The organism is Streptomyces sp. NPDC031340 (assembly GCF_055569945.1).
On sequence record NZ_JBVIIE010000015.1, the window covers coordinates 36809 to 48381 of the forward strand.

The following is an 11573-nucleotide window of genomic DNA, read 5'->3' on the forward strand; positions in this document are numbered from 1 at the left end:
TGATCGTGATCCCCGGTGGTGGCCAGCCGAACATGCAGCAGTTGCTGCAGCAGGCCCAGAAGATGCAGCAGGACCTGCAGAACGCGCAGGAGGAACTGGCGCGGACCGAGGTCGACGGCCAGGCCGGCGGCGGTCTGGTGAAGGCCACGGTCACCGGCGCCGGAGAACTCCGCGCGCTGAAGATCGACCCGAAGGCGGTGGACCCGGAGGACACCGAGACCCTCGCCGACCTGATCGTCGCGGCGGTCCACGCGGCCAACGAGAACGCGCAGACGCTGCAGCAGCAGAAGCTCGGCCCGCTCGCCCAGGGCCTGGGCGGCGGCAGCGGTATCCCCGGACTGCCCTTCTAACCGGGGCCGCGGCCAACTACCGTACGTACCGTAAGGCACCTCAGGAAGGACGGCAGTCCGTTGTACGAAGGCGTGGTCCAGGACCTCATCGACGAGCTGGGGCGGCTGCCCGGCGTGGGTCCCAAGAGCGCCCAGCGGATCGCCTTCCACATCCTCCAGGCGGAGCCGACGGACGTACGGCGGCTGGCGCAGGCGCTCCTCGAGGTCAAGGCGAAGGTCCGCTTCTGCGCGACCTGCGGCAACGTCGCGCAGGAGGAGCTGTGCAACATCTGCCGTGACACCCGCCGCGACCTCTCGGTGATCTGCGTGGTCGAGGAGCCGAAGGACGTCGTGGCGATCGAGCGCACCCGCGAGTTCCGCGGCCGGTACCACGTCCTCGGCGGGGCGATCAGCCCCATCGAGGGAGTGGGCCCGGACGACCTGCGGATCCGGGAGCTCCTCGCGCGGCTCGCCGACGGGACGGTCACGGAGCTGATCCTGGCCACGGACCCGAACCTGGAGGGCGAGGCGACCGCCACCTACCTCGCCCGCATGATCAAGCCCATGGGCCTGAAGGTCACCCGCCTGGCCAGCGGCCTCCCGGTGGGTGGCGACCTGGAATACGCGGACGAGGTGACCCTCGGACGCGCCTTCGAGGGGAGACGACTCCTAGATGTCTGAGATGTCCGACGTCACGCTGTCCGACGCCACACTGCCCGAAGACACACTGTCCGAAGCCATGTTGTCCGACGTCGCGCTGCACTCCGCGGCGCACGACCCGGACGACTTCGCGGTCCAGATCGCCGACCAGATCCAGAGCTTCCTGGTGGCCGTCACGGAGGTCGCGAAGGGCGACGAGCCGGGCTCCGCGGTCCCCTTCCTCCTGCTGGAGGTCTCCCAGCTGCTGCTGGCCGGCGGCCGGCTCGGCGCGCACGAGGACATCGTGCCGGACGAGCGCTACGAGCCCGACCTCGGCCCGGAACCGGACGTCGACGGACTCCGCGAGAACCTCGCCCGGCTGCTGGACCCGGTCGACGTCTACTCGGAGGTCTTCGACCCCTACGAGCCCCGCAAGGCCCCGGTGCCGGCCCGCATCTCCGACGACCTGGCCGACGTCATCACCGACCTGCGCCACGGCATGGCCCACTACCGCGCGGGCCGGATCACCGAGGCCCTGTGGTGGTGGCAGTTCTCCTACTTCTCCAACTGGGGCTCCACGGCCTCCGGGACCCTGCGCGCCCTGCACTCCGTCCTCGCCCACGTCCGCCTGGACCAGCCGCTGGCGGAACTGGACGGCCTGGACACCGACCAGGGCATGGGCGAGGAGACGCTGGAGTTCGAGGCGGGCCAGGTCATGGAGCAGGAGATCGGCGGGCCGACGGGCGTGCGCCCGGGCCGGTAGGCGCCCTCGCCCTCCGGCGACGCGACACGTCGTGCGACACGTCGTGCGACAGTCGTGCGGCCTGTCGTGTGACACGTCCCACTTCTTCGCGTGGCTCCGCTCCCTCCTGGGCATGTGCCCGTCCGGGACGAGCGGCCGTGATGTCTCACGATGCGACATCGCGGCAGGGAATTTCGGACGCTCGTTAGACTGAGCCGACAGAGGAAGACCTAGCGAGGAGCGCACGTGGGCCTTGTCGTGCAGAAGTACGGAGGCTCCTCCGTAGCCGATGCCGAGGGCATCAAGCGCGTCGCCAAGCGGATCGTGGAAGCGAAGAAGAACGGCCACCAGGTGGTCGTGGTCGTTTCCGCGATGGGCGACACGACGGACGAGCTGATCGATCTCGCCGAGCAGGTGTCGCCGATGCCTGCCGGGCGCGAGTTCGACATGCTGCTGACCGCGGGAGAGCGTATCTCCATGGCGCTGCTGGCCATGGCGATCAAAAACCTGGGCCACGAGGCCCAGTCGTTCACCGGCAGCCAGGCAGGCGTCATCACCGACTCGGTCCACAACAAAGCCCGGATCATCGACGTCACGCCCGGCCGTATCCGCACGGCCCTCGACGAGGGCAACATCGCCATCGTCGCCGGCTTCCAGGGCGTGAGCGCGGACAAGAAGGACATCACCACGCTCGGCCGTGGCGGTTCCGACACCACCGCCGTCGCGCTCGCCGCCGCCCTCGACGCCGAGGTCTGCGAGATCTACACCGACGTCGACGGCGTGTTCACCGCCGACCCGCGCGTGGTGAAGAAGGCGAAGAAGATCGACTGGATCTCCTTCGAGGACATGCTGGAGCTCGCGGCCTCCGGATCCAAGGTGCTGCTCCACCGCTGTGTGGAGTACGCCCGCCGCTACAACATCCCGATCCACGTCCGCTCCTCCTTCAGTGGGCTCCAGGGCACGTGGGTCAGCAGCGAGCCGATCGAGCAAGGGGACAAGAAGGTGGAGCAGGCCATCATCTCCGGTGTCGCGCACGACACCTCCGAGGCCAAGATCACGGTCGTCGGTGTGCCGGACAAGCCGGGCGAGGCCGCCTCGATCTTCCGCGCGATCGCCGACGCCGAGATCAACATCGACATGGTCGTGCAGAACGTGTCCGCCGCCTCCACCGGCCTGACGGACATCTCCTTCACGCTGCCCAAGACCGAGGGCCGCAAGGCCATCGACGCGCTGAAGCGGGCGAAGACCGCGATCGGCTTCGACTCGCTGCGCTACGACGACCAGATCGGCAAGATCTCCCTGGTCGGCGCGGGCATGAAGACCAACCCGGGCGTCACCGCGTCCTTCTTCGAGGCGCTGTCCGACGCGGGCGTGAACATCGAACTGATCTCGACATCCGAGATCCGTATCTCGGTGGTGACCCGCAAGGACGACGTGCCGGACGCCGTCCGCGCCGTGCACACCGCCTTCGGGCTCGACTCCGACTCCGACGAGGCCGTCGTCTACGGGGGCACGGGCCGCTGATGGCGCCGACCGGCAAGCCGACGCTCGCGGTCGTGGGGGCGACCGGGGCCGTCGGCACGGTCATGCTCGAGATCCTGTCCCAGCATGCGGACATCTGGGGCGAGATCCGGCTGGTCGCCTCGCCCCGCTCGGCCGGCCGCAAGCTGGCCGTGCGCGGCGAGCAGGTCGAGGTGATCGCGCTCGCCGAGGAGGTCTTCGACGGCGTCGACGTCGCCATGTTCGACGTGCCGGACGAGGTCGCCGCGCGGTGGGCGCCGCTCGCCGCCGCCCGGGGCGCGGTGGTGGTCGACAACTCCGGTGCCTTCCGGATGGACGCGGACGTGCCGCTGGTCGTGCCCGAGGTCAATCCGCACGCCACGCGCAGGCGCCCGCGCGGAATCATCGCCAACCCCAACTGCACGACGCTGTCGATGATCGTCGCGCTGGGCGCGCTGCACGCCGAGTTCGGGCTGCGCGAGCTGGTCGTCTCCTCGTACCAGGCCGTCAGCGGGGCCGGGCGGGCCGGGGTGGAGACGCTGCGCCGGCAGCTCGCGCTGGTCGCCGGCACGGAGCTGGGCACCAGCCCCGGGGACGTGCGGCGGGCCGTCGGCGACGACACCGGGCCCTTCCCGGAGCCGGTCGCGCTGAACGTCGTGCCGTGGGCCGGTTCGGTGCGCGCGGACGGCTGGTCGTCGGAGGAGATGAAGGTGCGGGACGAGACCCGCAAGATCCTCGGCCTGCCCGCCCTGCCGGTCGCGGTGACCTGTGTGCGGGTGCCGGTGATCACCACGCACTCGCTGACGGTGCACGCCCGTTTCGAGGGCGAGGTCACCGTCGACAAGGCGCGGGAGATCCTCGCCACCGCCCCCGGGGTCGTCCTCTGCGACGATCCGGCCGCCGGGGAGTTCCCCACCCCGGCCGACGTCGTGGGCACCGACCCGACCTGGGTGGGCCGGGTCCGCCGGGCCCTCGACGACCCCACCGCCCTCGAACTCTTCGTTTGCGGCGACAATCTCCGCAAGGGGTCGGCGCTCAACACCGCGCAGATCGCGGAGCTGGTGGCGGCCGAGCTGACGTGACGTCCGCCGGGCGGCACAACCGCGGTGCGCGCGGGCGCGGACAGGAAAAGTCCTGGCCGTTCCGGAATCGGTTTGTAGGATCTTCGAGTTCGATGTGAGCCGGGCAATGGTCCGGACCACTTGAAGTGGGAGCCCTCGGCGTCCGAAGATTTCCCTCCCCGCTCTTCGCAACCGCGCGAAGGGCGGGGAGCGTCTTTGCGAACGCCCTTCAGGGCGTGCGGGTATGCGTGACCGGGCGTGGGGACGCCCGGTCATTCAAGCTACAGGGGAAGAGCGGGTAGGCATGAGGGCGTTTGACGCACGGTCAGCCGTGCTGCCTGAAAACGGGCGGCCGATGGACCCGCCCGAAGAGAAAGTGACGCTCGGCACGTACAACCCTCACGGGGGTGAACGTGTCCAACAGACGTGGCAGAGGTACTCGACATTCCCGCGGCGACGCGCACCGCGGCCCTACGGCCGCCGCGGCGCCCCCTGCGGCCCCGGCCGGCCGGTGCGCCCGGCGGCATGCCGGTGATCGCCCGCATGCCCGCAGCGCGGCCCGCCCGCATACCGAGTCAGCGTGACGGCGCCGACGACACCGTGGCGGCCGGAACCACCGTCGACCACCTCACCGAGACCTACCGGGCGCACTACCGTTCGCTGCTCGGTCTGGCCGCGCTCCTGCTCGACGACACCGCCTCCTGCGAGGACGTCGTCCAGGAGGCGTTCATCCGGGTGCACTCGGCGCGCAAGCGCGTCCGGGACCCGGAGAAGACGCTCGCCTACCTGCGGCAGACGGTCGTCAACCTGTCCCGCTCGGCCCTGCGCCGCCGCATCCTCGGCCTCAAGCTGCTGTCGAAGCCGATGCCGGACATGGCGAGCGCCGAGGAGGGCGCGTACGACCAGCTGGAGCGCGACTCGCTGATCAAGGCGATGAAGGGGCTGCAGCGCCGCCAGCGCGAGGTCCTGGTGCTGCGCTACTTCGCGGACATGACCGAGGCCCAGGTCGCCGAGACGCTCGGGATATCGCTCGGCTCGGTCAAGGCGTACGGCTCCCGCGGCATCGCCGCCCTCCGCATCGCGATGGAGGCACCGGCATGAACCGCGACGGCCAGGGAGGCGGCTCCCACGAGCGCCACGAGCCCTACGCATGGCACGAGCCGACGGGGAAGCACACGCACAACCACACGAAATCGCACGCTGGGAACGGAACTGTGAACGACGGCCCCGACGAACAGAGCCTGGACGGGCTCGACTCGGACGAGCTGGATCTGCGCAGCATGCTGCACCAGGCGGTGCGGTCGGTGGAGCCCCGCGACGGCACGCTGGACCACCTGCGGCGGGCGGTGCCCGCACGCCGGGCCCGCAAGCGGCAGGCCGCCGTCGGCATGGCCGCCGCCGCCCTGTTCATCGGCACGGCCGTCCCGGCGCTGGTGCACGTCTCCAACTCCACCGGGTCCGACGTCAACCCGTCCGTCGCCGGCCAGGCCTCGCAGGCACAGGGCGGCGCCGGGCAGGGCAAGAGCACGGACGACGGACACAGCTCGGCCGGCGACGACTCCGGCAAGGCCCCGGACAAGGGCAAGAACGGCGACGGCGGCGACGGCAAGACCAAGGGCACCGACCCCGGCGCCGGCAGCAGCGCCGGCACCGACCCGGCGGCCACCGGCCCGGCGGACGCCCCGGTGTGCACGTCCGCCCAGCTCGGCGCCACCACCGACGCGGCCACCGCCCCCGACTCCACGGGCACGGTCTACGGCGGCTTCCGCGTGGTGAACGTCTCCACCGCCGCCTGCACCGTCGACGGCCCCGGCTCGGTCGGCGTGAGCGCGCAGGGCGCCGCGGACCCCGCCCGGATCGGCACCGCCCGGCACGCGGCCGGGGACGCGGCGACGGGCCTGCCCGACCCGTCCACCGAGGCCGCCACGCTGGTCCTCCAGCCAGGCGCCGCCTACGCGGTGAAGTTCGCCTGGGTGCCCTCGGAGACCTGCCCGTCCGGCGGCTCCACCGGCGGCGACACCGGTGCCCCCTCGCCGGACCCGAGCCCCAGCCAGGACGGCGGCACCACCTCCGGCGCCACGACCACCGGCACGGGCAGCGGTGTGACGACCCAGCTCCTCGCCGAGGACGGCACGTCGGACGGCAGCGTCGTGGTGACCCACACGGCGCAGGCCGGAGCGCCCTCGGTCTCGGCGACGGTGTCCGGCGCCTGCGCGGGGACGGTCTACTACACGGGGCTGCTGGCGGGCTCGTAACGCGGGGATTCTCGGTGAGGGAAGCGGGCGTCGGTCACACCGTCACGCCCGTTTCCTCGTTCTCCGGGGCCAGCCCCATCGCCGCGTCCCGCGCGAACTCCAGCTCGCGCCGCAGCAGCCGGAACCACATGAACACCACGAACCCGGCGAAGACGAACCACTCGCCGGTGTAGCCGAGGTTCTGGAACGCCTTCAGGTCCAGCCCCGTGCCGGACGGCGCCGTCGCCGGGACGGCCTTCATCCCGGAGTCCGCCGTGCGCAGGGTGACCCAGGCGTCGTACACGCCGTACGGCACCAGGTTCACCAGCGACGCCGAGCTGATCGCCGCGGTCTGCCCGGCCGGCAGCCCGCCCTGCGCGCTGACCCCGTTGTCGCCGGGCGTCTCGGACGCCTGCAGCGCGCCGGTGACGGTGACCTCGCCCTTCGGCGGGGCGGGCGCCTTCGCGGCGGCCGCGGCGCCGGGCAGCCAGCCCCGCACCACGGGCAGCGCCTTGCCGCCGTCGGTGCGCAGCATGGTCAGCACGTAGAAGCCCTGCCTGCCGTCCAGCTCGCGGCCCGGGACGAGCAGCTGCTCGCCGTACCGTCCGGTCGCGGTGGCCTGCCTGCCGGAGGTCGCCTTGGTCACCGGCAGCAGCTCGGCCAGCGGGCGGGGCGCCTCCCGCCCGGCCCGGGCGGCCTGCGTGGCCGCGTCCCGGTGGTCCTGCACCCGGTCCTCGAACCGGCTCAGCTGCCAGGACCCCATGAAGACGCAGAACGGGATGGCGAGCAGCACGAAGACGTTGATCCCCCACCAGCGGGGCGTCAGCAGAAACCGGTACACGCCTCCAACGGTACGGCTCGGCCGCGCGCGGCCGAACCGCGGGGGGTTCGCTGTTCGGCCGGTCCCGGACGGCGGGACGCTGAGGGCCGTCCGGGCTGTCCGGGCCGTCCGGGCCGTCCGGGCTGTCCGGGACCGGTTCGGGTAAGTGATCGGTGCAAGTTGTCCACAGGCTGAGGATCGGGCCAGCGAATTTCCGGGTCGGGCGGGCAGTATGGGGCCATGACTGAGAGCAACGGGTCGACCGCGCCGGATCAGCGGGACCAGCAGGAACCGATCGAGCAGATGCCGGACTGGGAGAGGCGCTTCCGGGCGCCGCGGGTGTCGCTCCCGCACTGGGCGGAGGACGCCCCCGACCGGTCCCTGTTCGTGTCGAACGCGACGGGGACGTACGAGCTGTACGCCTGGGACCGCTCCACCGGCGAGCAGCGCCAGGTCACCGACCGGCCGAACGGCACCACGGACGGCGTGCTCTCCCCGGACGGCGCCTGGATCTGGTGGTTCGACGACAAGGACGGCGACGAGTTCGGCGTCTGGCGCAGGCAGCCGTTCACCGGCGGCGCCGACGAGCCCGCGACACCGGGCCTGGACCCGTCCTACCCCGCGGGCCTGGCCCTGGGCAGGGACGGCCGCACCGCGGTGGTCGGCCGCTCCACCGACGAGGACGGCACCACGATCCACCTGGCGCGCACCGGCGAGGCGCCGGTGCAGATCTACCGGCACCGCGAGTCGGCGGGCGTCGGCGACCTCTCCCACGACGGGACCCTGATCGCCGTCGAGCACACCGAGCACGGCGACGCGATGCACTCCGCGCTGCGCGTCCTGCGCCCCGACGGCACACCGGTCGCCGACCTCGACGACACCAAGGGCGGCACCGAGGAGCTGGGCCTGGAGGTGCTGGGCTTCGCGCCCGTCGCCGGTGACACCCGCCTGCTCGTCGGCCACCAGCGCCGGGGCCGCTGGGAGCCCCTGGTGTGGGACGTCGCCACCGGCGAGGAGACCGACCTGGTCCTGGAGCTGCCCGGGGACGTGAGCGCCGAGTGGTACCCGGACGGCAGCGGGCTGCTCGTCGTCCACAGCTTCGAGGCCCGCAGCGAGCTGTTCCGCTACGACCTGGCGAGCCGCGCGCTGGAGAAGGTGCCGACCCCGCCCGGCTCGGTGTCCGGGGCGACGGCCCGGCCCGACGGCAGCGTGGAGTACCTGTGGTCGTCGGCCGCCGAGCCGCCGGCGGTCCGCTCGACGACGGGCCGGGTCGTCCTCGACCCGCCCGGCATGAAGTCGCCGGGCTCGGTGCCCGTCGAGGACGCGTGGGTGGAGGGCCCCGGCGGCCGCATCCACGCCCTGGTGCAGAAGCCGGCCGGCGCGACCGGCCCGCTGCCCACGGTCTTCGACATCCACGGCGGCCCGACCTGGCACGACAGCGACGCCTTCGCGGCCGCCCCGGCGGCCTGGGTCGACCACGGCTACGCGGTGGTCCGCGTCAACTACCGCGGCTCCACCGGCTACGGCCGCGCCTGGACCGACGCCCTGAAGCACCGCGTCGGCCTGATCGAGCTGGAGGACATCGCGGCGGTGCGGGAGTGGGCGGTGGACTCCGGCCTCGCCGACCCGTCCCGGCTGATCCTCACCGGCGGTTCCTGGGGCGGCTACCTCACCCTCCTCGGCCTCGGCGTCCAGCCCGACGCCTGGGCGCTGGGCATCGCCGCGGTGCCGGTCGCCGACTACGTCACGGCGTACCACGACGAGATGGAAGCGCTGAAGGCGATGGACCGCACCCTGCTGGGCGGCACCCCGGAAGAGGTCCCCGAGCGCTTCGAGGCGTCCTCCCCGCTCACCTACGTCGACCGGGTCGAGGCCCCGGTCTACATCTCGGCCGGCGTCAACGACCCGCGCTGCCCGATCCGCCAGATCGAGAACTACGTCAAGCGCCTGGAGGCCCGCGGCGCGGTCCACGAGGTGTACCGCTACGACGCCGGACACGGCTCCCTGGTGGTGGACGAGCGCATCAAGCAGGTACGCCTGGAACTGGAGTTCGCGGAACGCCACCTGAAGTGACGAGCCGCTGGCGCGGGGCGGTGCGAGGGCCGTCACGCGGCCGGGCGGTGCCCGTGCGGGTCAGCAGTCACCGCGCGCCGACGGCGGCGACCGCTTGACCCTCGGGCGGGCGAGGCCGCCGCGTTCGGGCGTATCGAGCAGGGCTCGGCGGCCGGGCCCGCCGGAGGGTCCGGGCCGCGGGCCGGTGCGGTGGCCGGGGCGCGTGCGGGGCGTCCGCGTCCGCTCAGTGGCGGGGCCCGGGCGCGGTGGTCGCCGGGGGTGTGCGTTCCGGTGGGCGGCGGCCCAGCAGTTCCGCCAGGCCCCGGCGGGTGGCGGCCAGCACCACCCGGTCCGTGCCGTGCAGGACGTACGTGTCGGGCAGGTCCCACACCAGCCCCGACACCCCCGGCCCGCGCACGTCCTCGTACGCCTCCTCGGCCGCCGGCTCCCCCCGGCGGGCGCCGGAGACGGCCGTGTCCAGCGCCAGCACCCGCCAGGCGCCGGCCCGGAACGCCTGCGCGACCGTCTTCCCCTCCAGTTGCGGATGCCCGGCCACGTCCACGGCCGCGAACAGCAGCACCCGCCGTTCGACCGGGATGGCCCCGAGGATCTGCCGCCCCATCATCGCGGCGGCGAAGGCGGGCGCCGCCAGATGGGAGACGCTGCGGCTGCGGGTGGACGCCCGGGGATGGGCGGCCCGCAGGGTGCGGTACACGGCGGTCGCGAAGTCGTCGTCGTACAGCCGGAGCACGACCCGCAGGTCGGGCCGCACGGACCGGGCGTACAGCGCGGCCTCCAGGTTCGTCGTGTCGGAGCTGGTCACCGACAGCAGCGCGTGCGCCCGGTGGATCTTGGCGGCCTCCAGGACCCCCTCCTGCGTGACGTCCCCGAGCACCACCGGCACCCGCAGCCGCCGCGCCGTCGCCAGGCCCCGCGCCTCGGGGTCGGCCTCGACGCACACCACGGGGATCTGCAGCTCCCGCAGCCGCGTCAGCACCCGCGTGCCGATCTTCCCCAGCCCGAGCAGCACCACGTGCCCGCTCAGCCCGCGCGGCGGTTTGCGCAGCGCGGACGTGGTCCGGAAGGTGCCCAGCGCCTCCAGCACCGCGGCCAGCAGCACCGGCAGCAGCAGCAACCCGACCAGCCCGGACAGCAGTTGCAGGATCTTCCGCCCGACGGACTGCCCGATCGCCGGGTCGTCGATGGCGAACAGGTCGAGCAGCGTCAGATAGCCCGCGGTCAGCGGATGCATCCCGGTCACCACCGACAACGCCACCGCGAGCGCGACCACGCACCCCACGAGTCCCGCCAGCGACCACCGCAGCCGCCGCGAGAACAGCGACGCGAACGGCACCGCGCCGCGCGCGGGCGGCAGCGCCGGCCCGGCGTACGCCACCTGTTGCAGCACGACGGTCCCGCGTCCGGTCGCGTCCCGCACCTCCGCCGCGTCGGGCAGCAGCCGCGGCCCCTGCTCCTCGCGGTTCTCGCCGGTCTCCGCGCCCTCCGCGGACAGCAGCGCCAGCGTGGCCAGCCCCGGATCGGCCACCTGCCCGGGCCCCGGCGGCTGCCGCTCCACGGCCCGCAGCAGCAGCCCGTCGGTCTGTACGACCTTGCTGGTACCGGCGACGGCGGTGGCGACCAGCGCGGGCGCCGCCGTGTCGGCGTCGGACAGCACGGTGGTCGAAGCGTCGCCGTGGGCGTCCCGGGCGGCCAACGCGGCCGCCTGGTCGAGGAGTTCCTCGATGTGCTGGCCCAACCTGCGGTTGTACAGCCGCAGTACGAGCCGCAGCCGGGGGTTGAGGCGCCGGGCGGTGAGGGCGGCGCGGATGTTGGTCTCGTCGTCGTCGTACACCAGCGCCAGCGCGGCGGCCCGTGCCACGCCCGCCTCGCCGAGCGCGGCCTCGGTCGGCTCGGCGGCCTCCACGACGCGCTCGCCGTCGCCGGGTTCGCCGTTGCCGCCGGCCCGGTTCACGGCCGCGCTCACCCGGTCCAGCAGGGCGGCCGTCGTCGCCCGTGCCCGTCCCACCGCCCGCTGCCGCGTACCGCGCTCGGAGGGCGGCACGACCAGTGTCACCTGCTCGCCGTAGACACCCCTGAGTTCGGCGGCCAGCCGGTGCGTCAGCCCGTCGTCCCCGCACACCACCATGTGCGCGCCGGCGTCCGCGCTCGGTCCACCCTGATTCGGAACGCTCCCCA

The 11573-nt window shown here is 73.1% G+C and carries 10 protein-coding genes; 8 read left to right on the top strand and 2 right to left on the bottom strand.

The genetic code is table 11. The features are described from left to right. Positions 1–5 precede the first annotated feature (5 nt). From ACZ5GT_RS13940 to ACZ5GT_RS13970, 7 genes are all read left to right on the top strand, one after another. Positions 6–350, top strand: coding sequence for a YbaB/EbfC family nucleoid-associated protein (locus tag ACZ5GT_RS13940; RefSeq protein WP_324789863.1), 345 nt, complete (start codon positions 6–8; stop codon positions 348–350). A 60-nt stretch (positions 351–410) separates the two neighbouring features. Beyond that, complete coding sequence (gene recR, locus ACZ5GT_RS13945; protein WP_189786115.1) at positions 411–1010, top strand: recombination mediator RecR; 600 nt, start codon at positions 411–413, stop codon at positions 1008–1010. Positions 1011–1068: 58 nt separating this feature from the next. Further along, entirely contained in the window at positions 1069–1731 is a 663-nt protein-coding gene (locus tag ACZ5GT_RS13950) for a DUF5063 domain-containing protein (RefSeq protein ID WP_469021407.1), read from the top strand. 225 nt (positions 1732–1956) lie between these two features. Next, positions 1957–3234 (top strand): aspartate kinase, encoded by a 1278-nt coding sequence (locus tag ACZ5GT_RS13955; RefSeq protein ID WP_469020954.1) that lies wholly within the window; start codon positions 1957–1959, stop codon positions 3232–3234. After that, positions 3234–4292: an aspartate-semialdehyde dehydrogenase gene (locus tag ACZ5GT_RS13960; RefSeq protein WP_469020957.1), complete on the top strand. Its 1059-nt coding sequence runs from the start codon at positions 3234–3236 to the stop codon at positions 4290–4292. The genes ACZ5GT_RS13955 and ACZ5GT_RS13960 overlap by 1 nt, the downstream gene beginning before the upstream one ends. A gap of 504 nt (positions 4293–4796) precedes the next feature. Beyond that, on the top strand, positions 4797–5372 hold the full coding sequence (locus tag ACZ5GT_RS13965; protein ID WP_360745752.1) for a SigE family RNA polymerase sigma factor: 576 nt from the start codon (positions 4797–4799) through the stop codon (positions 5370–5372). Between the two features lie 113 nt (positions 5373–5485). After that, the gene (locus tag ACZ5GT_RS13970; protein ID WP_469020961.1) at positions 5486–6526 is read left to right on the top strand and encodes a hypothetical protein; all 1041 of its coding nucleotides are present in this window, start codon (positions 5486–5488) and stop codon (positions 6524–6526) included. A gap of 34 nt (positions 6527–6560) precedes the next feature. Here ACZ5GT_RS13970 and ACZ5GT_RS13975 read toward each other — a convergent pair whose 3' ends face one another. After that, positions 6561–7346 carry an SURF1 family protein gene (locus tag ACZ5GT_RS13975; RefSeq protein ID WP_469020967.1) on the bottom strand — a complete coding sequence of 262 codons (786 nt, stop codon included), beginning with the start codon at positions 7344–7346 and terminating at the stop codon, positions 6561–6563. A 219-nt stretch (positions 7347–7565) separates the two neighbouring features. Here ACZ5GT_RS13975 and ACZ5GT_RS13980 point away from each other — a divergent pair, with 219 nt between their 5' ends. Beyond that, entirely contained in the window at positions 7566–9398 is a 1833-nt protein-coding gene (locus tag ACZ5GT_RS13980; protein ID WP_469020973.1) for a S9 family peptidase, read from the top strand. 223 nt (positions 9399–9621) lie between these two features. On the opposite strand, the gene ACZ5GT_RS13985 is transcribed toward ACZ5GT_RS13980, so the two are convergent. Beyond that, positions 9622–11523, bottom strand: coding sequence for an NAD(P)-binding protein (locus tag ACZ5GT_RS13985; protein WP_469021418.1), 1902 nt, complete (start codon positions 11521–11523; stop codon positions 9622–9624). Between the last annotated feature and the right edge of the window lie 50 nt (positions 11524–11573).

What these genes read in the sequence shown, in the direction of transcription:
- ACZ5GT_RS13965 (WP_360745752.1), top strand. Translation starts at nt 4,797, where the DNA reads ATGCCGGTGATCGCCCGCATGCCCGCAGCGCGGCCCGCCCGCATACCG.
- ACZ5GT_RS13985 (WP_469021418.1), bottom strand. Translation starts at nt 11,523, where the DNA reads ATGGTGGTGTGCGGGGACGACGGGCTGACGCACCGGCTGGCCGCCGAA.
- ACZ5GT_RS13980 (WP_469020973.1), top strand. Translation starts at nt 7,566, where the DNA reads ATGACTGAGAGCAACGGGTCGACCGCGCCGGATCAGCGGGACCAGCAG.
- ACZ5GT_RS13950 (WP_469021407.1), top strand. Translation starts at nt 1,069, where the DNA reads ATGTTGTCCGACGTCGCGCTGCACTCCGCGGCGCACGACCCGGACGAC.
- ACZ5GT_RS13960 (WP_469020957.1), top strand. Translation starts at nt 3,234, where the DNA reads ATGGCGCCGACCGGCAAGCCGACGCTCGCGGTCGTGGGGGCGACCGGG.